This window comes from Pseudomonas sp. X10, assembly GCF_054889225.1.
This window is the reverse complement of sequence record NZ_CM142677.1, coordinates 822386-849212: the sequence shown is the minus strand read 5'-3', so window position 1 is coordinate 849212 and position 26827 is coordinate 822386. Positions and strand designations below refer to the sequence as shown.

Sequence of the window (26827 nt, the reverse complement as noted above, 5' to 3'; positions counted from 1 at the left end):
GGCCGCCTTTGCTATTAGTGACGAAATGAATCGTTACTTTTTCTTGCGTACATAAAGAACCAGATTGTGATCCACCAGCGCGTAGCCGCGCTCGGTCACAATCTCTTTTTGACGCTTTTCGATTTCAGGGTCTACAAACTCGATGACTTCACCAGAGTCCACATCGACCATGTGGTCGTGGTGGCCGCCATCCGACAGCTCGAATACCGCGTGACCGCCGTCGAAGTTATGGCGAACCACCAGACCCGCAGCTTCGAACTGGGTCAGTACGCGATAGACGGTCGCCAGACCGACGTCCTCGCCAGCCTCCATCAGCGCCTTGTAGACATCTTCAGCACTCATGTGACGCTGCTCGGTGGAGTCGAGCATCTGTAGAATTTTGACTCGAGGCAGGGTCACCTTGAGACCGGCTTTGCGCAATTCGCTATTTTCAACCATGGTCAGCTTTCTCGCCGATGCTGCTTCGCAGCTTCTCTGAATACGGGTATGATCGGGGTTTACGTTGTCCAGCCAAGATAGTGGAAGTCGCCCACCGATGCAAAACACCAAGCTCTTGCTAACCAGCCTCACCTTCGTGGGACTGCTCGCACTCGCCGGTTGCTCGTTTCCCGGGGTTTACAAAATCGACATCCAGCAGGGCAATGTCGTTACGCAAGACATGATAGACCAATTACGGCCTGGAATGACCCGCCGACAAGTAAGGTTTATCATGGGCAACCCCCTGATTCAGGACACCTTCAACACCAACCGCTGGGATTACCTCTACAGCCTGCAGCCTGGCGGCAGCCAGCGTCAGCAGGAGCGCATGAGCATCTTCTTCAATGAGAGCGACCAACTGGTCAGCCTGTCCGGTGATTTCATGCCTGGCGTAAGCCGTGACCAAGAGATCCTCGGCGGCAGCGGCGACACAACCGTCAGCCCGGCCACCACACCGAGCCAGCAAACCGAAGAGAAGCCAGCCAGGCCTGGTTCGCTGGAAGAGTCGATCCAAAGCGAAATCGATACCATCGAGACCGTCCCAGTGCCAACCCCAGCACCGCTGGAAACCTCGCCGCAGTAAGTACTGCGCAGGCAATAAAAAGCCCGGCTCATCTCCGGGCTTTTTATTGCCTGGCGGTCAGTGCCGAGCCTTCTTGTAGCTCCGAGCCACCTTGGCCGCACGCTGTTTGCGCGCCTCCTTCGGATCGGCGAGCAATGGCCGGTACAGCTCCAGACGGTCGCCATCGGCGACAGTACGCTCATCGGGGTCATTGACCACCTTGCCAAAGATCCCGACCGGGCAGGCCTCGATGTCCAGCCCCGGAACCTGAGCGGCAATCCCCGACAGGCGCAAGGCCTCGCGCACGGACGTCCCCGGCGCCATCTCGCAGGCCAACAACCATTGCTGTTCGGCCGTGGCGTAGGCCACTTCTATCCGCAGCATGGGCTCAGCCATTGAGTTGCTTGGCCCGCTGGCAGAAAGCATCGACCAGAGTATTCGCCGCTTGGTTGAACAAGGGACCCAAGGTCGCCCGAACCAACGGCCCGGCATAATCGAAGGACAGGTCGAGGCTGATCTTGCAGGCCTTCTCACCTAGCGCCTTGAACACCCAGACACCATGCAGTTGGGTGAAGGGCCCCTCCTCCAGGTTCATCTCGATCGACTGCCCCGGGACCAATACATTGCTTGTAACGAACTGCTGGCTCATGCCGCCCTTGGCCACTTCCAGCTTTGCCCGCATGTGCGTGTCACTGGATTCGATCACCGTCGACGCCGAGCACCAGGGCAGGAATTCCGGGTATCGGGCCACATCGTTGACCAGGTCGTACAGGGCCTGGGCAGGGTATGGCAGCAGGGCGGAACGTTGAATATGGGTAGTCATCCAGGCGTCACTTCCAAAGCTGGGCGGCGCGCTTCACAGCGCATCAGGAACAAAGTCAGAACAAACGACAGCGCACGCATTGTCCGGGATTCATCCCACAGGCTCAAGCACACCTCTACCCCGTAGCCGACAGCGCGGCGACTGCCTATAATGCCGCCCCTATGGCTAAGCAAAAGAAACATCCGACCGGGACCATCGCGCAGAATAAAAAGGCGCGACACGATTACTTCATCGAGCACAAGTTCGAGGCCGGGCTGGTCCTGTCCGGCTGGGAAGTAAAAAGCCTGCGTGCCGGCAAGGCGCACCTGACTGACAGCTACGTGCTGCTCAAGGACGGCGAAGCCTGGCTGATGGGCAGCCACATCACCCCGCTGACCACCGCCAGCACCCACGTCATCGCCGACCCGACGCGCACGCGCAAGCTGCTGCTCAACCGGCGCGAACTGGAGCGGCTGGAGGCCTCGGTACAGCAGAAGGGCTACACCGCGGTGGCCTTGGCGCTGTACTGGAGCAAGCACCTGATCAAGTGCGAGATTGCCCTGGGCAAGGGCAAGAAGGAGTACGACAAGCGCGACACCCAGCGCGAGCGTGACTCCAATCGCGAGATGCAGCGGGCCGTGCGCAGCAAGGGCCGCGACGACTGATTCACGCAGCCTGCAGGGGCGGCCTATCGCGACACAGGCCGCTCGCGCATGACGCTGGAATCCAGCAGGGTCAACGCCCGCTGCGCCGCTCTGCCCGAGCCACTCGCTGGGCTTCTTCCTGCGCTTCCTCCAACACCTCCTGCACATAGAGAATGTGCCGGCTGGACACTTCCCTCGCCTCCTCCGCACGCCCTTCGACGATCGCCTGATACAGGTCCCGATGCTGGCTGATCAGCATGTCGCGGGTTTCTGCGCGCTGCTGATACATGCCGCCGATGTTGGTCACGACGTTGCGCTTGAGCAGGTCGAACAAGCCACGAATGGTGTGCAGTAACACCGCGTTGTGACTGGCCTCGGCGATGGCCAGGTGAAAACGCGCATCAGCAGCGCCCTCCTCGGCCCGGCTGACTTCATCGGCGCGAGCATAGCAGTCCTGCAGCGTATCGAAGGCCGACTTGAGCCGTTCACGGTCCGGGTCGGTGGCTCGGATCGCCGCATAGTAGGCGCAAGACGCCTCCAAGGTGTGACGGAACTCCAGCAGGTCGCGCTGGGCCTCAGGGTTGTGCTCGAGCAATTGCAGTAGCGGGTCACTGAAGGTCGAGCCCAACGCCTCGGCCACGTAGTTGCCGCCACCCTGGCGGCTGACCAGCAGTCCCTTGGCCACCAGCTTCTGGATCGCCTCACGCAACGAGGGGCGGGAAACACCGAACTGTTCGGCCAGGACGCGCTCGGCCGGCAAGCGCTGGCCGGACGTCAGGGTGCCTTCGAGAATCATCCCCTCAAGCCGTTCGACGATATCGTCAGACAAACGGCGCTGGCGGACCTGATTAAAAACCATCACATGCTCTCCACAAACCCGAGTGCTTTCGGGGCGCCCTATTCTGGCTTATCTGCCCCTCGCCGACACCCATCAGTTGGCAATTTTCCCCACCGATCAGCCAGCCCATCCATCGGTATCCGACCAAAGTTTCGCTTGGGACAAATTGACACGCCTGCCGAGAGGCTTTTAACCTAGCGTCCAGCCATTGTAAATTGGTATTACCAATTATCCAATGCCAGCGCCTGACCAACAACAATTAGGGGCCACCCCATATGCAAACCTGGCAACAAATCTATAGTCCGCTTGGTAGTCTCGGCCTGTCCGCATTGGCGGCGGTCATCCCCATCGTATTCTTCTTCCTGGCCCTGGCCGTGTTCCGCATGAAGGGGCATGTCGCAGGCAGCATCACCCTTGGCCTGTCGATACTGGTTGCGATCTTTGCCTTCCAGATGCCTGCCGACATGGCCTTCGCCGCTGCCGGCTACGGCTTCGCCTATGGCCTGTGGCCCATCGCCTGGATCATCGTCGCCGCGGTCTTCCTCTACAAACTGACGGTCAAGAGCGGTCAGTTCGAAGTGATCCGCAGCTCGGTGCTGTCGATCACCGATGACCAGCGCCTGCAGGTCCTGCTGATCGGCTTCTGCTTCGGCGCCTTCCTCGAAGGTGCAGCCGGCTTCGGCGCGCCGGTGGCGATCACCGCCGCCCTGCTCGTGGGCCTGGGCTTCAACCCGCTGTACGCCGCGGGCCTGTGCCTGATCGCCAATACCGCACCAGTAGCCTTCGGCGCCCTCGGTATCCCGATCATCGTCGCGGGCCAGGTGACGGGTATCGATGCGTTCAAGATCGGCGCCATGACTGGCCGCCAGCTGCCACTGCTGTCGCTGTTCGTGCCATTCTGGCTGGTGTTCATGATGGATGGCCTGCGTGGCGTGAAGGAAACCTGGCCTGCCGCCCTGGTTGCCGGCCTGAGCTTCGCCATCACCCAGTACTTCACCTCGAACTTCATCGGCCCTGAACTGCCGGACATCACCTCGGCCCTGGCCAGCCTGATTTCCCTGACCCTGTTCCTCAAGGTTTGGCAGCCCAAGCGTGCCGAAGACAGCGAAGTGGTCGGTGTCTCCGGCGGCGCGGCCGTGATGGGTGGCTTTGGCGGTGCGCGCAACACTACGCCTTCGCCCTACAGCTTCGGCGAGATCCTCAAGGCCTGGTCGCCGTTCCTGATCCTCACCGCACTGGTGACCATCTGGACCCTCAAGCCTTTCAAAGCCGCCTTCGCCGCAGGTGGCTCCATGTACAACTGGGTGTTCAACTTCGCCATCCCGCACCTGGACCAACTGGTGATCAAGACCGCGCCGATCGTCACTACGCCGACCGCGATGCCTGCGGTGTTCAAACTCGACCCGATCTCCGCCACCGGCACGGCGATCTTCCTGTCCGCATTGCTGTCAATGCTGGTTCTGAAGATCAATGTCAAAACTGGTCTGACCACTTTGAAGGAGACCTTCTACGAGCTGCGCTGGCCTATCCTGTCGATCGGCATGGTCCTGGCCTTCGCCTTCGTCACCAACTATTCGGGCATGTCCTCGACCATGGCCCTGGTACTGGCCGGCACCGGCGCCGCGTTCCCGTTCTTCTCGCCGTTCCTCGGCTGGCTGGGCGTGTTCCTGACCGGTTCCGACACCTCGTCCAACGCCCTGTTCAGCTCTCTGCAGGCGACCACCGCACACCAGATCGGTGTCAACGACACCCTGCTGGTCGCGGCCAACACCAGCGGCGGCGTGACCGGCAAGATGATCTCGCCGCAATCGATCGCTGTGGCCTGCGCCGCCACCGGCTTGGTCGGCAAGGAGTCGGACCTGTTCCGCTTCACCCTCAAGCACAGCCTGTTCTTCGCCACCATCGTCGGCCTGATCACCCTGGTCCAGGCCTATTGGCTGACCGGCATGCTGGTTCACTAAAGTGACAGGGGCCGGGAGCGTCTCGAGCGCGCCCGGCAGCCGCCCCTTTCAACCAACGCTGCGAGACCACATGATCATTTCTGCCTCTACCGACTACCGCGCCGCAGCCCAGCGCAAGCTGCCGCCGTTCCTGTTCCACTACGCCGACGGTGGCGCCTACGCCGAGTACACGCTGCGCCACAACGTCGAAGACCTGGCCGGCATCGCCCTGCGCCAGCGCGTGCTGAAGAACATGTCCGAGCTGAGCCTCGAGACCCGTCTGTTCAACGAAACACTGAGCATGCCAGTGGCCTTGGCGCCGGTTGGCCTGACCGGCATGTACGCCCGCCGTGGCGAGGTCCAGGCAGCCCGCGCCGCCGCTGCCAAGGGCATTCCCTTCACCATGTCGACAGTGTCGGTCTGCCCGATCGAGGAAGTCGCTCCGGCCATCGACCGGCCCATGTGGTTCCAGCTCTACGTGCTCAAAGACCGCGGCTTCATGCGCAATGCCCTGGAGCGTGCCAAGGCGGCCGGCGTCACCACCCTGGTGTTCACCGTGGACATGCCGGTGCCTGGCGCCCGATACCGTGACGCGCATTCCGGCATGAGCGGCCCGAACGCACCGCTGCGCCGCATCTGGCAGGCCATGACCCATCCACAGTGGGCCTTGGACGTAGGCCTGCTGGGCAAGCCGCACGACCTGGGCAACATCTCCAAGTACCGTGGCAGCCCTACGGGCCTTGCCGACTACATCGGCTGGCTGGGCGCCAACTTCGACCCGTCCATTTCCTGGAAGGACCTGGAGTGGATCCGTGAATTCTGGGATGGCCCGATGGTGATCAAGGGCATCCTCGACCCGGAAGATGCCAAGGACGCGGTGAAATTCGGTGCCGACGGTATCGTCGTCTCCAACCACGGCGGCCGCCAGCTCGATGGCGTGCTGTCCAGCGCCCGTGCCCTGCCGGCCATTGCCGACGCCGTGAAGGGCGACCTGAAGATCCTCGCCGACTCCGGTATCCGCAGCGGCCTGGACGTGGTGCGCATGATCGCTCTGGGCGCCGACACCGTGCTGATCGGCCGCGCGTTCCTCTACGCCCTCGCCACTGCAGGCGAAGCCGGCGTGAAGAACCTGCTCGACCTGTTCGACAAAGAAATGCGCGTGGCCATGGTGCTCACCGGCGCCAAGTCCATCAGCGAGATCACCCGCGACTCATTGGTACGCGAATTGGGCGCCTGATTGCCGCGCCCACACCCATCACAGCCTGATTGACCGGGGCATGCGGCGCGTCAGACGCCACGGCCCCACGAGGAGATTGCATGAGCCTGCCCACCGCGTTCCTCGCCACGGTAGAACACCTGATCCCCCGCGAGCGGCGTTTCGACGACCCGCTCTCGACCCTGGCCTTCGGCACCGATGCCAGCTTCTACCGCCTGATCCCCAAGCTGGTGATCCGCGTCGAGAGCGAAGAGGAAGTCGCCACCCTGCTCAAGGCCGCGTACGCCCAGCAGGTCGCGGTCACCTTCCGCGCCGCGGGTACCAGCCTCTCCGGCCAGGCGGTGAGCGACTCGGTGCTGCTGGTGCTGGGCGACAACTGGAACGGCCGCGACATCCGCGGCGACGGCACGCAGATCCGCCTGCAGCCAGGCGTCATCGGCGCCCAGGCCAACGCCTGGCTGGCCCCGTTCGGCCGCAAGATCGGCCCAGACCCAGCCTCGATCAATGCCTGCAAGATCGGTGGCATCGTCGCCAACAACGCCAGCGGCATGTGCTGCGGCACGGCGCAGAACAGCTACCACACCCTGGCCGGCATGCGCCTGCTGCTGGCCGATGGCACCCTGCTCGACAGCGAAGAGCCCGAGAGCGTCGCCCGCTTTCGCCAGAGCCATGGCACCCTGCTCGAACAACTCGGTGAACTGGGTCGCAAGACCCGCGCCAATACCGAGCTGGCCGCGAAGATCCGCCACAAGTACCGCTTGAAAAACACCACCGGGCTGTCGCTGAACGCACTCGTGGACTACGACGAACCACTGGATATCCTCACCCACCTGATGGTCGGTTCCGAAGGCACCCTCGGCTTCATCAGCGCGGTGACCTACGACACCGTGCCCGACCATCCGAACAAAGCCAGCGCGCTGATCGTCTTCCCCGACGTGGAGACCTGCTGCAACGCGGTGACGATGCTCAAGCAGCAGCCGGTATCGGCGGTCGAACTGCTCGACCGCCGCAGCCTGCGCTCGGTGGAAAACATGCAGGGCATGCCGGTGTGGGTAAAAAGCCTGTCCGGCGGGGCCTGCGCGCTCCTCATCGAATCCCGTGCGGCAACTCAATCGCTGCTGCATGAACAACTGGCGCAGATCAGCGCCTCCATCGCCGAATTCCCGGTGGAAAAGCAGGTCGACTTCAGCGAAGACCCGGTGGTCTACAACCAGCTCTGGCGCATCCGCAAAGACACCTTCCCGGCCGTCGGCGCGGTGCGCGAGACCGGCACCACGGTGATCATCGAAGACGTCACCTTCCCCGTCGAGCAACTGGCCGAGGGCGTGAACCGCCTGATCGCGCTATTCGACAAGCACAGCTACGACGAGGCCATCCTGTTCGGCCATGCCCTGGAAGGCAACCTGCACTTCGTCTTCACCCAGGGCTTCGACTCGCCGGAGCAGATAGCGCGTTACTCGGCCTTCATGGACGACGTCGCGCACCTGGTGGCCGTGGAATACGGCGGCTCGCTCAAGGCCGAACACGGTACCGGACGCAACATGGCGCCCTTCGTCGAGCTGGAATGGGGCCATGACGCCTACCAACTGATGTGGCAGCTCAAGCGCCTGCTCGACCCCACCGGCATCCTCAACCCCGGCGTGGTGCTCACTGACGACCCACAACTGCACCTGAAGAACCTCAAGCCGCTGCCGGCCGCCGACGAGATCGTCGACAAGTGCATCGAATGCGGCTTCTGCGAGCCGGTCTGCCCTTCCAAGGGGCTGACCCTCAGCCCGCGCCAACGCATCGTCATGTGGCGCGATATCCAGGCCAGGCGCCGTGCCGGAGAAGACACGGCCGCCCTGGAGCGCGACTACCAGTACCAAGGCATCGATACCTGTGCCGCGACCGGCCTCTGCGCCCAACGCTGCCCGGTGAACATCAATACCGGCGAACTGGTGAAGAAGCTGCGCAGCGAAGCCGCCGACCACCCCAAGACCGCCGACTGGCTGGCCGAGCACTTCCAGTCCGCCCTGCGCGGCGCCCGCTTGACCCTGGCCGCAGCCGACGGCGCACGCAAGCTGCTCGGCGCACCACGCCTGAGCCGTCTCAGCGCCTCTCTGAGCAGGGTCAGCAACGGCCGCCTGCCGCAGTGGACACCGGCGATGCCGCAGCCGCTACGTGCAATCGACTTTGGCCCAGCGAGCAACGATGCCCGGCCACGGGTGGTCTACCTGGCCGCCTGCGTCTCCCGCGTCATGGGGCCGGCCGCCGGCGACCGTGAACAGAGCTCGCTGCTCGACAAGACCCGCGCCCTGCTGGAGAAAGCTGGCTACCAAGTGGTGTTCCCGGACAATGCCGACAGCCTGTGCTGCGGCCAACCGTTCGCATCCAAGGGCTACCCCGAGCAAGCCGAGCACAAGCGCCAAGAACTGATCAATGCCCTACTCCACGCCAGCCGCGGCGGGCTCGACCCAATCTACTGCGACACCAGCCCCTGCACCCTACGCCTGGTCCAGGACCTGGGCGAAACCCGCCTGGACCTCTACGACCCGGTGCGTTTCATCCGCACCCACTTGGTGGACAGGCTGGAGTTCACGCCCCAGGACGAGCCGGTGGCCGTACACGTGACCTGCAGCACCCAGCACCTGGGCGAAAGCCAGGCGTTGATCGACCTGGCACGGCGCTGCAGCAAGCAGGTGGTGATTCCCGAGGGCATCCATTGTTGTGGCTTTGCCGGCGACAAGGGCTTCACCACGCCGGAGCTCAACGCCCATTCGTTGCGCACACTCAAGGATGCGGTGCAGTACTGCAGCGAAGGCATCTCCACCAGCCGCACCTGTGAGATCGGCCTGTCCAGCCACAGTGGCATCGACTACCACGGCTTGGTCTACCTGGTAGACCGCGTGACCCGGGCGCGGCCCCTGTAGCCTAGGGGCTACAAGGCTAGGAGCCAGCGTCAGATGGCGATGGATCGGTGCCGCATGCCTGTGCGTAGCGGCCCGATCTTTTAGCAAGGGGCTCCCATAGAGAATCTGTAGGAGCGGGCTTGCCCGCGATTGCGTCGGTAAATTCACTGCCGCATTCGCGGGCAAGTCGGGGCGCCGAACCGCCGCTTACAGGGGACTCGCCATGCTTGCAGCATTTGTTCTCTGCGCGACGGCGCAACCCAAAGACTGGGCGATCTCCTACAACGACAGCGTGAGGCTTGCCCTGCGCTCCGCAACTCGATTGAACCCCCGTCTTTCTGGCGCAGTCCACCCCATAGGCCCACCTTCCAGAGGCCTTCAAAGCCCAAGGAGACACCCATGAAAGGTACTGCGCTTTCCGCTCTTTTCGCAGCAGTCACGCTGCTGGCCTCGCCGGTGTTCGCTGACGAGGACCTCTGTACCCTCAACCTGCAGAAGATAGACGACAAGATAGCCACCGCCGGCGCCACATCCGAAGGCCTGGACAAGGCCATCACCGAACACGTCGACAAAGCCAAGGCAGCCCAGTCCGCAGGCAATAATGAGGACTGCATCGCCATTACCAGCAAGGTACTGGAGCGCCTGGAGAAAACCGAGAAAGGCGGCAACGGCGTATAAGCTCTTCGTATGGGCGACCGGACCTGCTGTCGACGTCGCCCGCGCGATCACGTATACTGGCCCCACGCGTTGAAGAGCGCGTCAGCTAGAGCAGCAAATGGGGCCGATTAGGATTCGACGCCGGTAGCGAAACTCTAGGTGCATGCCGAGTTGGTAACAGAACTCGTAAATCCACTGTTGCAACTTTCTATAGTTGCCAATGACGAAAACTACGAGGGTTACGCTCTCGCTGCGTAAGCAGCCGAGCCCGCTCTCCTGGTAGCTTCGGCTCCAGCAATCATTAGGGGATGCCTGTAAACCCGAAATGATTGTCATACAGAACAGGATCGCCGCGTAGTACGTTGTGGACGAAGTGGCTAAAACTTACACAACTCGCCCAAAGCACCCTGCCCGTCGGGCGGCTGCGGGTTAACTCAATAGACACGGCTAAGCATGTAGTACCGACAGCGGAGTACTGGCGGACGGGGGTTCAAATCCCCCCGGCTCCACCAATTGATCAAAAAAAGACGTCCACGGACGTCTTTTTTTGTGCCTGCGATCCAGTAAATACGCGGCCTCCAGCGCTTTTGCGGTCTTTTGAGAGTTTTTGAGTTCCAACCGTTCGGGTATTCCAGGCGGTATTCCACCTCATCCGGTGCTAGTCTTTGGAATACCGAATCAGTGCCTGAGGAGAATCTCATGCCTGCTCAGAACCTCCGTCTCTCCGATCGACAGCTCAAGGGAGTCAAACCCGCGTCCAAGGATTACGTCCTCACTGACGGCGACGGTTTGCAGCTCCGCGTACGCAGCAACGGCTCGTTGCTGTGGAATTTCAACTACCGCGAACCGGTGACCAAAAAGCGCATCAACATCGGCTTCGGGACCTACCCCGAACTGTCTTTGGCGAACGCACGAAAGAAGGCAGTCGAAGCGCGCGAGCTGCTAGCCCAAGGCATCGATCCCAAGGTGCAGCGCAATACGTTGAATGAAGCCAAGCGCGCAGAAACGGAACACACCTTCGAGAACGTGGCCACCGCGTGGTTCGAGCTCAAGAAAGACTCGGTCACCCCGGCCTATGCCGAGGACATTTGGCGGTCACTCTCTCTGCATGTATTCCCCGATTTGAGGACGACACCACTGACGAAAATCACCGCGCCGATGGTGATCGCATTGCTTCGACCGATAGAAGCGAAAGGCAGCCTAGAGACGGTCAAGCGTCTCAGCCAGCGACTAAACGAGATCATGACCTACGGCGTGAACTCCGGCCTGATCTTCGCCAACCCGCTGAGCGGCATCAGGGCAGTCTTCAAGAAGCCCAAGAAAGAGAATATGGCTGCGCTTCCGCCCGAAGAACTCCCAGAGCTCATGCTGGAGATCGCGAACGCCAGCATCAAACGCACTACCCGCTGCCTGATCGAATGGCAGTTGCACACTATGACTCGCCCCTCCGAGGCGGCAACTACTCGCTGGGCAGACATCGACTTTGAAAGGCGTGTCTGGACTATCCCGGCGGAGCGGATGAAGAAGCGCCGCCCACATAACATCCCGTTGAGTGATCACGCTATCGCCCTGTTGGAATCACTGAAAACTCACAGCGGCCATCGCGAATTCGTCTTCCCGGCAGACAGAAATCCACGTACCCACGCCAATAGCCAAACCGCCAACATGGCGTTGAAACGCATGGGGTTCCAGGATCGGTTGGTGAGCCACGGCATGCGCTCAATGGCCAGCACCATCTTGAATGAACATGGGTGGGACCCGGAACTCATTGAGGTCGCACTGGCGCACGTCGATAAGGACGAGGTACGCAGCACCTACAACCGAGCCGACTACATCGAGCGCCGACGCCCGATGATGGCTTGGTGGAGTGAGCACATCCAGAAAGCCGCCACCGGCAGCCTGCTCGCCTCAGCATACGGCCAAGTCAGAGACAAAAACGTGGTGCCGATACGCTAGCGCTGTGCAGGCGCATTAACGGCAGCAACAACAATTGAGCGTTCAAGATTCAGGGCGAGCAGCCTCGCTTTTCCGCTTCTCAGCGCGGGTCCATCCAAACAGGGCTGCAAAGCCGCCCTGTTTGGATGGACCTTACTTTGAAGAGCTAAAAGCAACCACGCTGTCCGGGGTTTGCCACGGAGTTCCACCGGTGGACAATCGTTTTTCAAGTCCAATGTGGCCCTGAATCTCGACCCTTGACCCGGTTTATCCACAGGCGTAGAACTGGCTGTGCAAGCGCTGTCGATGACAGCAACCCAGGTGACCCGAACCTTGAAGGTCACGCCGTTCTCGCGGTGGTTCTCCCCCCCAAATGGCGACTCGCATCCGGCAGCTCGCCCGGTCACCTCCCCGGTGATGGATGCCTACTTCACATCTTGGCCCTCGTGCGCCAGACAACACCTCCTACTTCGCTGCCCTGCAGCAACCTATCCGCTTAGCCGAATCTTGCGCCAACCTGCGCCCGTCTCTTTCTCCTGGAAAGAGACGGGCACTTCTAACACTGCTGCAGCCCTGATCGCACGAGGCTTTGCGGCATTCCCCCTCGTGACAATCGGCGTGACAAACGCCGATGTCACCAGCAACAGCCATGCAGATGATGGTGCCGCAGACCAAGGAATGGACTGCACCTGACTGACAGTCAGGCATGCCCCGGTCATCGCATTGCTGCGTTCACCCGGCTCAGGATCTTCAGGCGCTGGTTTAGTCAGCCAGCACTGCCTCCGCCCGCCCACCGGTAACGGTGTTCAGGAGGCCAGATCATGAGATGCCCTTGCTCTCGGACGTAAGGAGCCGCCAGTCCCGCGAAGAGGACATTCCCCACAGGTCGCAGGGGCCTTGATCCCTGATAACACTCAACATTCTTGGCGGGATGACGTGGGGCGAGGATCGGAGAGCGAACGATGAGGTGACCGATATGGCATTGGTGGGTAGACGCGATGGCCGAAATTTCGGCTACGGCAGGCAATTGAGCTATGCAGCGCCGCAGGCGTTGAAAGACATGTTCGGCAGCGGCCACTACGGCACGGTGAAGGCACACTGTGATCGGTGGCAGGCATTCGTTAAGTGGTGCCGCTCCGAACAGGGGCCCGGCATCAATGATGCGCGGCAGATTGATCGGAAGGTGTTGGCCGACTATGCGGCGTATCTGCGCGACGTGGTTAGGCGCGGTGACCTCGCCGTCAGTACCGCACAAAATCGGCTATCCAGCGTTAACAGGACCATGGCGGCGCTTCGCGGTGATCAGTACGTGAAATTGCCCAGCCCGAGCAAGGCGTTGGGTATGCAGCGCACCGGGGTTAGACAGTCGACGCCGCAGGGCCAAGACCGCGCGCAGGTTAAGCAGATCGTAGATGCGCTTTGCCGCCATCATCAGCTTCGGGCCGCCGCTGTTGTCCTATTGGCGCGAGCCACCGGCATGCGCTTGCGTGAGGCGATCCTAGCCGACTTGCCACGGCTGAGCCGTGAGGCTAGCGACCTAGACAGGATTAACATTCAAGAGGGCACCAAGGGCGGCCGCGCCGGCGCTTCGGCGCCACGTTGGATAGCAGTGAACGACCATATTCGTGGTGCACTTGGGTTCGCATGGCAGGCGTCACCTGCAGGTAGCCGCAACCTGATTGCGCCAAACGAAAGTTACCTGAATCTTCTGCAAGAAAGCATCCGCTCTGCGCGAGACATCCTGCAAATACACGAACTCAAAGGCTTCCATGAACTACGAGCGGCTTACGCATGTGAGCGCTACGAGCAGATCACCCAACACCCCGCGCCAATCAATGGGGGCCAATGTTGCCAGGTCGATAGGAACCTTGATCACGAGGCCCGGAGGCAAATCAGTTACGAGCTTGGGCACGGTCGTATCGAGGTGGTCGCGGCCTACATCGGAGGACGGAAATGAGCAAGCGATTCGATATGGAACTGTTCTTGGCTGGCGTGCTGACCGGGTCGCACGCGACGCGGCAACGCCATTTGCGGCAGGCGAGGGTTATTCAAGCTGAAATTGCAAATCGCTGGCAGCGAGAGACACCTTGGGTCTGGCAGAGAAAGCATGTTGACTGGTTTCTCCAGCATCGCCTAGGTCAAAGCAGTGACGCGACACGGTATTACTACCTGCTAACTGCGCGCTTTCTCGCTCGTAGATTAAAGAAATCTTGGTTCCTTAAACACTAAATTAGTATCTATCTAGTAAAGAATGGTGGCAAATCGGCTTAAGTGGTCGTCGGTGGCTGGTCAATGTTGGATGTCACTCACCAGTAACTTCTAGTTGATGTAAGCGATACACAAAGAATGCAGCCAGCATCCAGGCATGCACATCGTAAGCACTCGTCTACGCGAAGAAAGTGTGCGATTTTTGTTCAGTGAGTGTGCTAGGCTGGGTTACTATTAAGTGACGTAAGTTCTGACTGTGACCGTAAATCTGTCCTCTGTTTAGGGCAGATTTACGGGGGATTTATGTTATGACCGTTGTCGATGCTCTAAAGTTGACAGAGCAAATTAAGCACTGGTCTACGGACTATTATTCGCTTAGTTCCTGGAACGCCAAGTGTAATGCATCCGGGCTTGAGATTTTTTGCTCGTCAAGAATGCGATGAGCAGACCCGTAATCTAAACCCTGAACGTTCATAAAGCAAGTTGGTCCGCCACTTAGGAATCTAATTACTTCTTTGTGTGGCGGAAGTGAAGGGTTGTTAGAGTTGTAGTCTAGCTTTGCTTGCTCGTAGCTCGCCCTATCCCATAGGCATGATTCGTCGCCAATTAATTTAATTCCGCATTGCAGTGAGTGCCCTATATCATCTTTTAGGTAAGGCTTGGCGCCGAGCGGTGAGATACTCTTGGCGTACATAAATATCAATGGGGATTTATCGTTGTTGATTTTTGGGATATAAATTACTAATGCATCAAAACAAAATTGGTACTGGGTTTGAGTGTCGATGGCGTTTATTGTGAGTATGTTGTCTGAAGTCAGGTTTTCTACTTCTGCATGTCCGGAGCAATGCAAGTTAATGAAGTCGCAGCCGTATCTTATTTCGTCCCCCTGCATTTGTTTTAATATTGATAAGGCTTTCAATGGTTCTTTGACAATGAAAGAGCTGGAATCGCTAACGTTTTTAATTCCATTTAATTGCAGTGCTACTATTAAACGTTCTACAGTTAGCGCTTTTATCTTGTTTTGTAGTTCTCCGTATGCGGCCTTTGTCAGGCGATATGCGCGATCTAACTCTGTCCGACCTTGGCCCTCTAGATAAGGTGGGCCGATCAAAGGGCTAAAGAATTCGTCCAGCTCGGCAAGGAATTTTATTAAAACATTAGCTACCTCGGTCTCGCGTAGAAGTACTGCGCTGTGAGTAATATTGTTACGCCAGCCTTCAACTTTTTTTAAGTTTTTCACGAGTTTTTCGCTCATGGTGACGCCGCAAATGTCCCTTAAGCGCTCAATGGATTCCTTGAACGTGACCGTATGCAAACCTTCAAATTCATATAGTTCTTGGATAGCGCCGTCACGGCGACTCTTGTAAGCTTCTTTCAGTTTTGAGATGTCTGTAAAAAGAAGTAGCTCGTTCTTTTCTTTAAGTGAGAACTTGAAGAGTATTTCGACTCCGTGCTGAATGGAAAGCACGGAATCCTTCAAGGCTGAAAATCGCTCCTCATCGCTAGCTTGCTTGTTTAGTAATGCCTCATATTTTTCAAGGTGTACATAACCTTTTCGTAAAGAATCAAGTCCGTTGTCTATGAGCGAAATCTTCATTTTATTGTCCTGAATTTTATGTGCGATATCTAGTAAGTCACCGATCGAGCTGGGCCTCAAAGATATATCAATCTACCCACTGTTTATTTGGGTGTGAGGCATTCGCGGCGCGAACCCCTGCGACTCGTATTTGTGCTTTACGGCTCTCGAGCATGTCCAAGCCAATGGTAATGGCTTGACCCACTGAGGTGTCGCCTTGCTCCACTAGCTTCGGAGGGTAAAAACCATCGACAATGGTGAGTGGCATCTCCACCTTTTCTGGTACTTCCAAGCGTTGCATTACGAGCGACTCGGCAGCCAGTTCATCTTTGAGCTGCTGTAGGCCTGCGTTCAGTTCCGTGAGCGGGCGACCGCGCATGCTTACCGACACGTCCAGAAGAAGTAGGCAGGGGACCCTAGGCTCAGGGTTATCGGCGAATGATCGTCGTTGAACAGTACTTGATCTGTCATGTGAACTCTCTATTGGAAGGGGGAACTCATGCATACGAACCGTGAAATCCCTTTCCGGATAAGCAAGTAGGTTCTAGTCTTTCAGTAATAGGAGCTAAGGGCAATATGCTGGCATCAGCAGCGGATGAAGTGCTCACCCGCTAGGTCGTAGCCGAAGTCTAGGTGCTTAGCACCAGAGAGTCATGGTGCATCCTTAATCCCCCCAGGAGGAGGATGCATTTTGGAAGGACGTATCCATGGTGTTCAGCCCGCACGACGCCGCGAATTCGAGCCAAGTTCAAGTGTGGAGAGAGTCGGATCGAAAGCTCGCCGCCCGCTACTGACTGAACGTGAAGACCATCGCCATGTGGCGATCACGAACCACTAAGAAGGATGCACGGATGGGGCCTGCCAATCCGTGCAGCGCCAAGCTGACAGCCTCTGAAGAGGCGATGGTGTTGGAGTTCCGGCAGTGTACTATGATGCCCCTGGGCGACATGTTTGGGCACCTACTTGACTAGTTTCCGCAACTTACTCGCAGCGCTATACACCGCTGTCTGGTGTGCCACAGGGGCAGCCAAGCACCCCAAATCGGAGCCGCAGCCAAGCGCGGTATATTCGACAATACGTAGATGGGCTATCTGCACATCGCTACTTTTGTTTAGTGCAAGGAGTTGTGATATGGAGTATGGCGCACTACAAGGCAGTGCGCAGGCCCAACAGAAGGTAGGTGCACACAACAGCCTACAAGACATTAAGAATAAGCCACAGCAAGGAAGCATTGAGGCACGGAGAGGCGGAGCGCTTTCAATAATAAAGGGAAAGCAGCAAATGATGGGCGCGTAACGTGTAGTGAGCGCATTAAAATAATTTATTATGAGATTAAGTGAAATGGATATTTCAGCAGCTCTTGAAAGGTTCCGGGCTCACGCAACACCCTCTGAAATGATAAGTGTATTTGATCCCGATGTTCTGACGGAAAGCTCTAAATCCGACTATAAGAGTTACTTAAAAAAGCTTTCTTCCCTCTTCGAATGCCAAGATACTCATGAGTCCGCCGCGCTCGCTCTCGCGTTATTACAAGCAAAGAGGGAGCAAGCAGTGTGGGATATGCGTGACAAAGGATTTTTCCGGATTTCTAGATACGATTTCGGAGAGTCAGCGTGCAATGCAGTTGATGTAATGATATTGGTGGGGAAAAACTGCAGCTTCAAATCGGAAGCTTTAGAATACCTGCTATCTGTGCAAGCATTACACAGCTTGCGCTTGCAAATAAAGCCTATTTACTCATATATAGTCGGAGAGGTCGAAAGATTTAGGGGGGGTTATATTAAAATCTATATTTGTTGTAATTGATCGTATGTTTTTGGGGCAGTGGAATGGCGGCGACAAAAATCTGCCCAGCGACAATCCGCTACATCACAGCATGGAGGATTTCGCTGAAGCGTTTTCTACCGTGGTTGGAATTTTCAAAAAACGTTTTGGGGTAACTTTATCGGACTGGCAGAGGGTTGACCCAGATGGGCTAAATGGCTCTAATGCATATATATTTATTTTGACTGCTGCCGCTCAGCTAAATGCTTTTAAACAAGCCGAGGTGATGTTAGATGGCTTGCCTTACGGGGCTAGACAGGTTGGGAACAAAGTTCATGTTTTCTCGACAGATCAAATATTCGAGAAAACCGTCCGTCTAGGTTACGTACAGCAAGAAAAGCAATCAATCATACGGGTTCAGAAAACTGCAGAGCTTCACCACTCTTCTAAATTGAAAATGCCGTCACTCATAGAGGAGGCGAAGAAACTCTATGATGCTGGACTAAAAAAATTTATTTACATAAAAGAAGAGCCTGTGCGTCGGCTAGTTTTTGCAGTCCCTCATTCTGTAGTTGGTGTAATAGGTTACAAGGGCTTATTCATAGAAGAATTTCTCTCAGTGATGAAATTGGATGTTGACGATTACTCTGATGATGACCCCCTTGTCCGGGAAATTAAACCGGGGATTAATATTCGTCACCTCCTGCATGCGCAAAGGTTACTTTCGTTTATTGCATGCATGTATGAATTGGCCTTGGAGGAGATGCCCGAAGATGAGAGGAAATTTATAACGGCTCAATCTGCTATAAATATCATTCCAAGAAAAGGTGTGGTGACGTCTCTAACTCTTGGGATGCCAGAGGAGGTGGCTGAGGAAGTAATTAACATGCTATCCCTTCCGGTGGAGGGCGATTTGATTGACATTCAGTACTTCCCGCTTATTCCAGCAGGCGATGATATTGTTTTCTCATCCAGAGTTCTTTCTGCTTCAAATATTGCAAGAAATATATACGTCTCGAATCGGCTCCATAAAGGTTGGCCAGTAGGTTGCGATCCTATGATTGTAAAGCTGAGGTCGGCTTTGTTGGAGGCAGGCTTTCTCGTGGAGATAGAGGTAGGCTTACCCTTCGGGAAAGATCTTGATGCTGACATATTGGCATATAAAGATGGCATGCTTTTATTTTTGGAGTGCAAACATGTCTACCACCCCTGCAATATGCATGAAATGCGCAACACTTTATGGCATATAGAAAAAGGAGGAAGTCAATTAAAAGCTCGAGTTCCTTTATTGTCAGACAGCAAAAATCTCGATAGCCTATTGTGTCAAGTCGGCTGGGGTCATGCTAAAGTTGATAAGGTTCGCGGATCAATTGTTACATCTACCCGGGTACTCCATGGATGGAAAGTAGATGGATATCCTGTAATTCAAGCCAATGAATTTATAAATGTCCTGGTGCGTGGGTTTATAGCTGGACCTGAAGGCAATTATCATTTCTGGGAGGGGGATAAACTTGCAGTTAGAGATATAGACCTGTATTTGGATGGGGTCACAATCATAGATGACCAGTTAAGTGGAATGAAGTCCAGGCTGGAGGTTCATCCGTACGGCGCTAGTCAGCTGATTTATGAAACCTGGAGTGTCAATGAGGAAGGTTTTGCAGACAGGCTGGCTAAGAAGTATAAATTTACGAGGCGTCCATCCAATTAAAATAATGTATAACTTTACTAGGCTCTGTATGAAAAGTAATGTCGCAAGCATCGCAGCCAACAGGCGAGCGTGACCATTGCGACATAGCTTTTCGCGAGCTTGTCGAAGCGCGTTACGATCCAGCGGTTTTCTTTCAGCCAGCCAAACATGCGCTCGATGATGTTGCGCTGTCGGTCCTTGGGCCGATCAAAGAGCCTGGGCAAACAAGGCTTAGGCTTGCTCTTCATCGAGCGCAGAGGGATAACGGGTTGCTTTCGATATTGGTCGCAGTAGCGGCGTAGCGCTTCGGCGTCGTAGCCCTTTTCGGCAAACAGCCATTTACAGCGCTTGCGTTGGCTTGATGGAATGCCGACTTCGTCCAGCAGTGGCAAGGCGTAGTTGATGCCACTGGCTTTACGGCCAGAGAGAAGGAAGCGCAACGGCCCCCTTTTTTCCAAGCGTCAGAAGAGGCTCGAGTCGCATATACTGCGGTTGAGTCGATCATCCAGATTTGCAGACGTTTGGGTATCTGATCGAATGTCCCCTGATTCCGCCAGCTTCGACACCGTTGATATATCGTTGACCATGGACCGAAGCGCTCTGGCCGCCCTCGGCCATGAACTCCGATGACGAGGTCGGAGGCCACACACCAGGCCTCGTCCGAGAGTCCGTAAAGCTTTGCCATCAGAGAACTCCTTTCCGTCGATGGCGTGGGATTCTACAAAATATCAGCGTTCGAGGGGCAGCGATTGGGTTTCTCGAGATTTCGTACAGAGCCTAGCTATGATGTGAAGGGAGCTTCTCGTCAGCAAGCTCAGAGTACCTGCGTGGTAGATTAATTCGTCTACCGCGTCGCTAAATCCTATGGTATTTTCTGACCAGTGGCTGGATGACTGACTGCGGTTACGTCCGTGGGTACGAGTCCGTACTCGACATTTTGAGGTCTTACAAATTCCATCCAGCCACTCCATCCCTCATTTCGGCATGCCTCCATGACTAAAGCTAAAATCGATCAGATTCACGATATTGCTGAACTGTCGGTTGCAGTGGGCACCCGGCCGGAAAGGCTTTTAGAGTACATGCAAGCTCAATGTCAGGCAGATTATTATCAGATTTTAAACATACCCAAGCGAGGAAGAGGTCGGAGCGGAGAATTCAGGCAGGTCTATAAAGCCCAGGATAAGTGGCTTGCTAATCTTCATCGGTCCATCGCAATGATTGTCGCAAATAGCGTCTGCTTTGAACAGCATGTACAAGGTTTTTTGAAAGGACGATCAACTATTTCGAATGCAGCACTACATCTTAATAAAGATGTGGTTGTGCATGCGGACATAAAAGACTTTTTTAATTCAATTACTGAGTCGCAAGTTTTTCAAGCTTTTGTATCATTAGGAGGGGATAGACATATAGCAGAGCTTTTAGCGAGACTGTGCACTATAGATGGCTATTTATTGCAAGGCACAAGGTGTAGTCCCGTAATTTCAAATATTGCATGCAGAAAATTAGATTTAGATATGTTGGAACTAGCTAGGGTGACTTCATCTACGTATAGTCGCTACGCGGATAACATCACGTTTTCAGGGAGCACACCTCCTGCATCGCCAACAATTAAGCAGTTAGTTGAGGCTAGCGGCTTTACATTGCGAGGAAGTGGCTGCTACATCCAGTACCGTGGCGCTCGTCAATTTGTCACTGGTTTGTCTGTCGTTGATCACGCGAAACCCAGGCTGCCAAAACAAATGAAACGGAAACTTAGGCTGATTGCGTACTTCATAAATAAGTATGGAGACGATCATTTTCATTTTTCTTCCGGCAGTAATTCCATTGCACCTTCGAGAGCTCAATTCGAGGGGTTTATCGCGTATGCTCATTCTGTCGAACCGCAATTTGCCAAAAAATTATGGGCGATGATCGATTGATCATGCAATTGGGTTTCTATCCCTGAGATGCTTTTCTCCCGTAGCAATATTTTCGCCATATCGAATTCTGGTTCTAATGTAAGCTATGTATTCTGGTGGGTAAGTTGAGCCGCTCGTAAGAAAGCTTGCGGCAATATTGGCAATTAGATCTGAAAGCTGAACTAGTTCTTGTTTGTTTTTTGCATAAGTGCTGGCAATCTTCGGCTGAATCTGTCGGCGGTATCTCTCTAAAACCTCATGTGACGCAGTATTCGTAATGCGTTCAATTTCAGGTATTTCCGAGTATACTGTTTTAATTGTCTCATGCTTATGGCTTAAGCGGTGAAGTATAGGTGTCATTATAATTTCTTTCTCTAGCTTCTCAGCCCCCCATTCATTCACACCATCAGTATTCCTAGCGTAGTAAATATAGATAGAAAGTTCGGCGGTGGCTAGCTCTTGCAATAAGATGTTCGCGAAATGGAACTTCTTGAAAAGATCGGTTAAAGACATGTCGTCAAAGCTGCTGTTGTCATCGCTCAATAGCAATGAGCTGCGTTTTAACTTATTCTTCCAGCGTTTTATTTCATGTGCAAGCGCTTGAGGGTTGTCAGTGACTATAATAACTGTGACGTGTATAAGGCCGCTCTCTAAATTTAAGCTTGATAAAATTGCATCGCAGATTGTAGCGTCCGCTATACATTTATGCTGCTGTTCTTGATTCAGATGGGGTGTTTTTACTAGCGTTTTCAGATCAGCTATATCGCTGGTAAAGGCGAATAACGGATATAACTTTCGCTTTAGCGATTCCCTATCAAAACTCGCGGCGACGCTAGCGCCTTCTCTAGCAATATTTTTTAAGCTTTCCAATAAGCCACTCGCTCGATGAGGTGCTGTCAGGACCTGGGCTAATCTGTTTATCGTTTCTGTATTAGTAATGGATTCTGGAGTAAGAATATCAAAATGCAATATCACAAAATTTTTCAAAAAATTATGAAGTTCTGAATCTGAAAATAAAATTTTATTATCTGATAAAATTGTGCGAATTATTTTTATAAAGTCGTCGAAAGACTTGCTTGCCGTTCCGGATTTGTTGTTTCTTGAGAAGAAAATCTTTTCATTATGGCTGTTTCGAGCGGCCAAGCATACTGTTCTTAAATTGCGTAGACCTTTACTGGAGATTGATCCAGTTGCAGCTCCGTAATTATTATGTAAATGCGTGTTTTTGGGGTCTTTAAAGGTTGACCATGAGTTTATAACTACCTCTCTGAAATCTGTATTGGTTTTTGCAGCCGATATTATCAAGGCTCGCTTTACTTGTAAGTGTAGCGTTGATTGGTAGGAGTCCTCGAATGTGATTATGATATCATCAAGTGGTGCGCCAAAAGCTGATTGCTGCATTGCAACGGACTTGGCTCGTAGGTTGAAAGGTGGGCGTACGTCACTGGTCAGCAATGAAGAAAGAAAATAAGCGGCTATATGCCCCTCAAAATCAAAGCCCGCGCCGCCAGTTAATTCAGAAGATTGCGCCATTTGTTTTCCTTACATTATTATGTGTCTTGGCCTATTTAAGGTTGGTAGTTAGGTTATGTACCTATTCGCCACTCCGGTGCTGACCATCTAGATGTCCAGTCGAGCTCCTCGGACATAGCCGCAATTTGTCCGAATTCGTTGAAGTATGCATTAACTACTGCCTTGTCAGTAATGTATAGCGCATTTTCCAATGACATGGTTGCATTTTTAGTCAGATTGAAAGAGCCTGTCCATACGGCGTAAGGTGTGACTACTTCCGGTATAGAGTCATCTAAACTTTCTTGAACTCGTGCGAATATCAAGAATTTGTTGTGCATGCGTGGAAAAGCAGGTTTTTTATCAGAGTTATGATTGCCCACACATCGAATTGGCGGCATTGCGGGGTCGCTGGCAACTGATACTGAACTCAGTATGTTGTTGAATGAGTACCTTGTAAGGCTGCACTTCAATGCATTGTACTTTCGACGCAATGCTTTATCAAAGTCCGCGTTTGCACCAACATCAGGGCGTAAAAAATCCTCTTTTTGTACTATGATGGCTACGTTGTCTAGCTTGGATAGTGCATTAAGAACTCTGGTGCTTGTTAACCATGCGACTGCTCCGAAAACTGCGTCTGATTTTTTATGTGTTCAATTAGATTTTTCTCGATTTTTCTAAAATAGACTGTTATTCCGCTGTCTGAGCTTGTGCTGTTATCGACAAAGTTTAAATCAAAATTACCATCGTTATTAATCTGGTAAGAATTCAGGTTGTTCATTCGTGCGTCACTCTCCAGAATAATAGACTCGTAGTTTGGTTTTTATTTTTAATGAGCCAGGTGTTGGATTTGTTACGAGGTTTTTGAGATCGCCTGGCACCTCTTTTACTTATTGCAAATAATAGTATGATTTTAGGTTTTAATCTAGTGCTTAGCATAATTTATCAGGTGGCATTGCTCTGGTGTAGTACTCAATATTTGTTAAAGAGGCAGTCAAGCGCTTTTATTTTCGAACATGTAATTTTCTCTTTCAGTAATATTTCCATAACTAATATGGCCAAGCCTTGAAGGAGTTGATTGGCCGCCTCTGCTGGGGCCTATTGCAGCAATGACCTGGACGGCAGTCTTCGTTTCTGCTGCAGTTGGTCTAATAGCTGCATCCGGCCTAGCACCAGAATAGGCTTGGGTTGCGCGTACAGTAGTTGAGTCGACCGTCCAGGTTTGCAAATCGATTAGTTGTTGCCCATTCAAACTCAGGTACAAGCGTTTAAGCATCTGATCGAATGTCCCCTGGTTTCGCCAGTCCCGAAACCGTTGACCACAGGCAAAAGCGCTCGGGCATATCTCCCCACGCAGCAACCGAGCAAAGCAACCAGAGCACGCCATCGAGCTTCAGGCGGTTGCCCAGTCGGGATCGTCCTTGGCCATGGGTTTCGGTGAAGAGATCAGCAACCACAATCCAGGCCTTAACCAAGAGCTCATAACGCTTTACCATCACAGAATTCCTTTCCTTAGATGGCGGGAAGCCCTGCAAAATTTCAGCCTCCGAGGGGCCTCGATTCAGGTTCTCTTACTTTCGTACAGAATTTAGTGCACAAGGATTATAAGGGGGGAAAGCGAACGTCTGCTTCTGGCCGTTTTATGTCGTTCCCTACCTGGGATTTGAAGCGGGTGGTCGGATCTCTCACTGGAGTCCAAATTTTCCAAGTTCGATTCCACGGAAAGCCATAACTAACTGATTTTTTTATAGATACCCTATGAGGTACATCAAAAAATCCACCAAATTCCAGCCCCGCGAAAACCGGGCCCTCACGTCCAACAACCGTCTGTCTGTCTCCGCACCATTCAAGTGACCTGATTACAATCCCCCGCAATCAGGCTTCAAGCAATACGCACCCCGCACTCCTAGAATATCGCAGCCCCCCAGCACTTACTCGGTCCCCATTGTGGGAGCAGCGCTTGCCGGCGATGGGCTGCGAAGCAGCCCTACTATCTCAGTACTACAGGTATTCATATCTTGCCTTACGAACATGGTTTGTCAGTAATAGGCTTCACCGTACGGCAGATAATTCGGCTGGGATCTGATCTGATGGATCGTAGATCCGTGAACTAAAGAAAGCTGAGGCTGCAAGATTAGAGTTGCCCAGCGCTATATCAATACAGAGGGAGAAACCTAAGTTAAAAAAGATTCTCCTATTACCCTTGTGATTACGCACGCGCTGACCTTGATCTCGACCTTAGGAAAACATTTCGCACAACAGGTCTTCGCGCATTCTTGCCCAGACCGGTTCAAGCATCTGTTTAACCCACTTCACGTCACTATCAGTCCAGATCAAATTCTCACTGCAGCAAATTAGCGATCGAAGCGCCATTTCCAGCATCGTGCAGTTGGTCGAATTAGTATTATTGGACGCTATCAGTTCAGCGAGGCTCTCTACCAGTGGTTCTCGACCAAGTTGAAGGTTGCCCCGGATGTAGTTATGATGCTGCTCAGGTAGGCGGTAAGCCAAATGTTGAACGCATCGCAACACGCTGATAAGTAGATCTTGCTCGAGAACAGCCGAAGTGCTAAGGCAACTGAAATGCAATTGCATGGCATGTAGGCAGCGATTCAATTCTTCGACTGTCATTGCCTCAGCAATATGCCGCATGCTGAGCCGAGCTAGTGAAATGACATAATCCTCCATGGCTAGAACGGGAGAATTCCCTGTTAGCTTTTCAACCGGATTGGTCAACCAAGATAGATTCTGCTGGCTTTTACGTTGGTGCCAATCCCTGACGTTAGGTAGAAGTGTCAACCTCAGCCAATCATGGGTGAATTCAGCATCCCATTGTCCCCTAGGGCCCCAAGGACTGGAAAGCTCACGCAGATTATTGGGATTCCAACAGATATTGATGTTCGGCTCATAGCGGCCGGTTGGACCACCTTCATCATAGGCATACGAAATAAGATGATACCCAGCATCCAGCGCCGGTGTAGTAGCTGGTGAGAATACTTTCAGGACACTATTGGACGCATCGAAAATATGCTGATCAGATTCACCTTTGACGTAATCATGCTCGCTAACATATTCCATTATTAGACGCCAGAGAGTACGTGGAAGGCTAATAAGTGCATGGACTGGTTGGGATGATCCACTTAGCCTCTTGAACCTAAGGCATCTCCAATCGTTTTCCAGTGTTTGGATTGCGGACAGGTAGTGAGTCCATATATGTCGCAGACACCAGTCTAGCTGTTCGAATTCAGAACTGCTCAAGCTCAGTTGAAATTTTGGGGTGGTCAGGAGAAAGCGATCCGGATTGCTCAATGGCAATGTAAAAGGACCTTTCAACGGATCGTGAGGATGCCCCGCCCATTGCAGCCATCGCACAAGATCTTTTCCATCGATAGCCAGTGAGACGCCTTCTAAATTTGACCGAGCAAATGATAGGATGGCAGACGCATGGGAAGAATTTCGAGTGGGCAGAATGACTTCCACTCTGACACTTTCATTTTCGGCAGTGAGGTGGGAATCGGACTGGCCAATATAGTTGCGGCGGAATAGGCGTGGCTCCTCGGTTGGCATGCTAAGGGTGTAACAGAAACGGTCTCGAATCTCTTTGGAGAAAAAGCGCTCTACAAGCTCAGGACTACCTCGCAAGAGCTCTTCAATAAAGCCTCGATCCCAAACCAATGCTTGAATGTCATGTGACTCTAGCTCAGTTTTCGCGGCGTCCCATGCCATCACCAGTTTAGTATCATCCTCGATATTGACTGAGAGACACAGAATCCATATTTGAGAATCCGTTGCACGCTCACCGTCTAGGAATGCTTTAAGCCATTTTTGAATATTCGATGGCTTAACTACTTTCCAATGTTTTACCTCGGCGACACTATATTTACATGCATCTGTAGTTTTCCAAATTATGTCAATCCCATCTTGCTCTTGGCCAGATTTTCCGTACTGGAAGACCTGAATGCCACTTGGTAGGTACTGACGTTGGACCAGGCGAGCGCACAATTTCTGAAAGTCTTCCCAGTGCATCTGTTCCCACGGTAGCTCTCCGAGTTTGGGCTCGATGCTGTTGGTGGTTACCGGTTTTGGATCAGCCAGTAGGTTCCCGAGATCAATATCTGTGTACGCCATTCATCTGACCTGATTTTAGAATGTAATCGATTAAATTTCGAACGACCCGCTTGAGTAAATGGTTCAGGCCCCCGGATATAAATCTATCGGAACGC

21 protein-coding genes, 1 other RNA gene and 2 pseudogenes are annotated in these 26827 nt (G+C 54.0%); 13 read left to right on the top strand and 11 right to left on the bottom strand.

The genetic code is table 11. The annotated features are described in order from the left end of the window. Positions 1–33 precede the first annotated feature (33 nt). Positions 34–438, bottom strand: a complete 405-nt coding sequence (gene fur, locus ACYU03_RS03915; RefSeq protein ID WP_461888197.1) for a ferric iron uptake transcriptional regulator — start codon at positions 436–438, stop codon at positions 34–36. 97 nt (positions 439–535) lie between these two features. On the opposite strand from fur, the gene ACYU03_RS03910 reads away from it, so the two are divergent. After that, complete coding sequence (locus tag ACYU03_RS03910) at positions 536–1060, top strand: outer membrane protein assembly factor BamE (RefSeq protein ID WP_461888196.1); 525 nt, start codon at positions 536–538, stop codon at positions 1058–1060. 57 nt (positions 1061–1117) lie between these two features. Here ACYU03_RS03910 and ACYU03_RS03905 read toward each other — a convergent pair whose 3' ends face one another. Together ACYU03_RS03905 and ACYU03_RS03900 are read right to left on the bottom strand one after the other, a co-directional pair. After that, a complete protein-coding gene (locus ACYU03_RS03905; protein ID WP_461888195.1) occupies positions 1118–1435 on the bottom strand; it encodes an RnfH family protein in 318 nt (105 codons plus the stop codon). Further along, complete coding sequence (locus ACYU03_RS03900; RefSeq protein WP_461888194.1) at positions 1428–1862, bottom strand: type II toxin-antitoxin system RatA family toxin; 435 nt, start codon at positions 1860–1862, stop codon at positions 1428–1430. The genes ACYU03_RS03905 and ACYU03_RS03900 overlap by 8 nt, the downstream gene beginning before the upstream one ends. Positions 1863–2023: 161 nt before the next feature. On the opposite strand from ACYU03_RS03900, the gene smpB reads away from it, so the two are divergent. Beyond that, positions 2024–2506, top strand: a complete 483-nt coding sequence (gene smpB / locus ACYU03_RS03895; RefSeq protein ID WP_461888193.1) for an SsrA-binding protein SmpB — start codon at positions 2024–2026, stop codon at positions 2504–2506. A gap of 70 nt (positions 2507–2576) precedes the next feature. On the opposite strand, the gene ACYU03_RS03890 is transcribed toward smpB, so the two are convergent. After that, entirely contained in the window at positions 2577–3344 is a 768-nt protein-coding gene (locus ACYU03_RS03890) for an FCD domain-containing protein (RefSeq protein ID WP_461888192.1), read from the bottom strand. Positions 3345–3598: 254 nt separating this feature from the next. Between ACYU03_RS03890 and ACYU03_RS03885 the strand changes: the two genes are divergently transcribed. From ACYU03_RS03885 to ACYU03_RS03850, 8 genes are all read left to right on the top strand, one after another. After that, positions 3599–5284 carry a lactate permease LctP family transporter gene (locus ACYU03_RS03885; protein ID WP_461888191.1) on the top strand — a complete coding sequence of 562 codons (1686 nt, stop codon included), beginning with the start codon at positions 3599–3601 and terminating at the stop codon, positions 5282–5284. 70 nt (positions 5285–5354) lie between these two features. After that, the gene (gene lldD / locus ACYU03_RS03880) at positions 5355–6500 is read left to right on the top strand and encodes an FMN-dependent L-lactate dehydrogenase LldD (RefSeq protein WP_461888190.1); all 1146 of its coding nucleotides are present in this window, start codon (positions 5355–5357) and stop codon (positions 6498–6500) included. Positions 6501–6580: 80 nt separating this feature from the next. Beyond that, positions 6581–9391 carry an FAD-binding and (Fe-S)-binding domain-containing protein gene (locus tag ACYU03_RS03875; protein WP_461888189.1) on the top strand — a complete coding sequence of 937 codons (2811 nt, stop codon included), beginning with the start codon at positions 6581–6583 and terminating at the stop codon, positions 9389–9391. 378 nt (positions 9392–9769) lie between these two features. Next, complete coding sequence (locus tag ACYU03_RS03870; RefSeq protein WP_461888188.1) at positions 9770–10048, top strand: hypothetical protein; 279 nt, start codon at positions 9770–9772, stop codon at positions 10046–10048. A 99-nt stretch (positions 10049–10147) separates the two neighbouring features. Continuing rightward, positions 10148–10539, top strand: a transfer-messenger RNA (tmRNA) gene (gene ssrA / locus ACYU03_RS03865). A gap of 187 nt (positions 10540–10726) precedes the next feature. Further along, a complete protein-coding gene (locus tag ACYU03_RS03860; protein WP_461888187.1) occupies positions 10727–11983 on the top strand; it encodes an integrase domain-containing protein in 1257 nt (418 codons plus the stop codon). 955 nt (positions 11984–12938) lie between these two features. Then, positions 12939–13919, top strand: a complete 981-nt coding sequence (locus ACYU03_RS03855; RefSeq protein WP_461888186.1) for an integrase domain-containing protein — start codon at positions 12939–12941, stop codon at positions 13917–13919. Next, positions 13916–14191: a hypothetical protein gene (locus tag ACYU03_RS03850; protein WP_461888185.1), complete on the top strand. Its 276-nt coding sequence runs from the start codon at positions 13916–13918 to the stop codon at positions 14189–14191. Before ACYU03_RS03855 ends, ACYU03_RS03850 begins: the two co-directional genes overlap by 4 nt. Positions 14192–14537: 346 nt before the next feature. Here the strand turns inward: ACYU03_RS03850 and ACYU03_RS03845 are convergent, their stop codons facing one another. Continuing rightward, entirely contained in the window at positions 14538–15767 is a 1230-nt protein-coding gene (locus tag ACYU03_RS03845; RefSeq protein ID WP_461888184.1) for a hypothetical protein, read from the bottom strand. Positions 15768–15834: 67 nt separating this feature from the next. Continuing rightward, on the bottom strand, positions 15835–16125 hold the full coding sequence (locus tag ACYU03_RS03840; protein ID WP_461888183.1) for a vWA domain-containing protein: 291 nt from the start codon (positions 16123–16125) through the stop codon (positions 15835–15837). Between the two features lie 962 nt (positions 16126–17087). Between ACYU03_RS03840 and ACYU03_RS03835 the strand changes: the two genes are divergently transcribed. Both ACYU03_RS03835 and ACYU03_RS03830 read left to right on the top strand, forming a co-directional pair. Then, positions 17088–17552 carry a hypothetical protein gene (locus tag ACYU03_RS03835; RefSeq protein WP_461888182.1) on the top strand — a complete coding sequence of 155 codons (465 nt, stop codon included), beginning with the start codon at positions 17088–17090 and terminating at the stop codon, positions 17550–17552. A 70-nt stretch (positions 17553–17622) separates the two neighbouring features. Further along, positions 17623–19218 carry a hypothetical protein gene (locus ACYU03_RS03830; protein ID WP_461888181.1) on the top strand — a complete coding sequence of 532 codons (1596 nt, stop codon included), beginning with the start codon at positions 17623–17625 and terminating at the stop codon, positions 19216–19218. A gap of 17 nt (positions 19219–19235) precedes the next feature. On the opposite strand, the pseudogene ACYU03_RS03825 reads toward ACYU03_RS03830, so the two are convergent. After that, positions 19236–19882, bottom strand: a pseudogene (locus tag ACYU03_RS03825) (transposase). A 307-nt stretch (positions 19883–20189) separates the two neighbouring features. Here ACYU03_RS03825 and ACYU03_RS03820 point away from each other — a divergent pair. Next, positions 20190–21116, top strand: coding sequence for a reverse transcriptase family protein (locus ACYU03_RS03820; protein ID WP_461888180.1), 927 nt, complete (start codon positions 20190–20192; stop codon positions 21114–21116). On the opposite strand, the gene ACYU03_RS03815 is transcribed toward ACYU03_RS03820, so the two are convergent. The 4 genes and pseudogenes from ACYU03_RS03815 to ACYU03_RS03800 form a co-directional block, all read right to left on the bottom strand. Next, positions 21117–22628, bottom strand: a complete 1512-nt coding sequence (locus ACYU03_RS03815) for a hypothetical protein (RefSeq protein ID WP_461888179.1) — start codon at positions 22626–22628, stop codon at positions 21117–21119. A 53-nt stretch (positions 22629–22681) separates the two neighbouring features. Next, positions 22682–22945 (bottom strand): phospholipase D-like domain-containing protein, encoded by a 264-nt coding sequence (locus tag ACYU03_RS03810; RefSeq protein ID WP_461891377.1) that lies wholly within the window; start codon positions 22943–22945, stop codon positions 22682–22684. Positions 22946–23676: 731 nt separating this feature from the next. Then, positions 23677–24100: pseudogene (locus tag ACYU03_RS03805) on the bottom strand (transposase); the annotation flags it as partial. Positions 24101–24842: 742 nt separating this feature from the next. After that, complete coding sequence (locus ACYU03_RS03800; protein ID WP_461888178.1) at positions 24843–26732, bottom strand: hypothetical protein; 1890 nt, start codon at positions 26730–26732, stop codon at positions 24843–24845. Positions 26733–26827 lie beyond the last annotated feature (95 nt).

Coding starts and splice junctions, on each gene's coding strand:
- fur (WP_461888197.1), bottom strand. CDS start 438: ATGGTTGAAAATAGCGAATTGCGCAAAGCCGGTCTCAAGGTGACCCTG.
- ACYU03_RS03910 (WP_461888196.1), top strand. CDS start 536: ATGCAAAACACCAAGCTCTTGCTAACCAGCCTCACCTTCGTGGGACTG.
- ACYU03_RS03905 (WP_461888195.1), bottom strand. CDS start 1,435: ATGGCTGAGCCCATGCTGCGGATAGAAGTGGCCTACGCCACGGCCGAA.
- ACYU03_RS03900 (WP_461888194.1), bottom strand. CDS start 1,862: ATGACTACCCATATTCAACGTTCCGCCCTGCTGCCATACCCTGCCCAG.
- smpB (WP_461888193.1), top strand. CDS start 2,024: ATGGCTAAGCAAAAGAAACATCCGACCGGGACCATCGCGCAGAATAAA.
- ACYU03_RS03890 (WP_461888192.1), bottom strand. CDS start 3,344: ATGGTTTTTAATCAGGTCCGCCAGCGCCGTTTGTCTGACGATATCGTC.
- ACYU03_RS03885 (WP_461888191.1), top strand. CDS start 3,599: ATGCAAACCTGGCAACAAATCTATAGTCCGCTTGGTAGTCTCGGCCTG.
- lldD (WP_461888190.1), top strand. CDS start 5,355: ATGATCATTTCTGCCTCTACCGACTACCGCGCCGCAGCCCAGCGCAAG.
- ACYU03_RS03875 (WP_461888189.1), top strand. CDS start 6,581: ATGAGCCTGCCCACCGCGTTCCTCGCCACGGTAGAACACCTGATCCCC.
- ACYU03_RS03870 (WP_461888188.1), top strand. CDS start 9,770: ATGAAAGGTACTGCGCTTTCCGCTCTTTTCGCAGCAGTCACGCTGCTG.
- ACYU03_RS03860 (WP_461888187.1), top strand. CDS start 10,727: ATGCCTGCTCAGAACCTCCGTCTCTCCGATCGACAGCTCAAGGGAGTC.
- ACYU03_RS03855 (WP_461888186.1), top strand. CDS start 12,939: ATGGCATTGGTGGGTAGACGCGATGGCCGAAATTTCGGCTACGGCAGG.
- ACYU03_RS03850 (WP_461888185.1), top strand. CDS start 13,916: ATGAGCAAGCGATTCGATATGGAACTGTTCTTGGCTGGCGTGCTGACC.
- ACYU03_RS03845 (WP_461888184.1), bottom strand. CDS start 15,767: ATGAAGATTTCGCTCATAGACAACGGACTTGATTCTTTACGAAAAGGT.
- ACYU03_RS03840 (WP_461888183.1), bottom strand. CDS start 16,125: ATGCGCGGTCGCCCGCTCACGGAACTGAACGCAGGCCTACAGCAGCTC.
- ACYU03_RS03835 (WP_461888182.1), top strand. CDS start 17,088: ATGGATATTTCAGCAGCTCTTGAAAGGTTCCGGGCTCACGCAACACCC.
- ACYU03_RS03830 (WP_461888181.1), top strand. CDS start 17,623: ATGGAGGATTTCGCTGAAGCGTTTTCTACCGTGGTTGGAATTTTCAAA.
- ACYU03_RS03820 (WP_461888180.1), top strand. CDS start 20,190: ATGACTAAAGCTAAAATCGATCAGATTCACGATATTGCTGAACTGTCG.
- ACYU03_RS03815 (WP_461888179.1), bottom strand. CDS start 22,628: ATGGCGCAATCTTCTGAATTAACTGGCGGCGCGGGCTTTGATTTTGAG.
- ACYU03_RS03810 (WP_461891377.1), bottom strand. CDS start 22,945: ATGCACAACAAATTCTTGATATTCGCACGAGTTCAAGAAAGTTTAGAT.
- ACYU03_RS03800 (WP_461888178.1), bottom strand. CDS start 26,732: ATGGCGTACACAGATATTGATCTCGGGAACCTACTGGCTGATCCAAAA.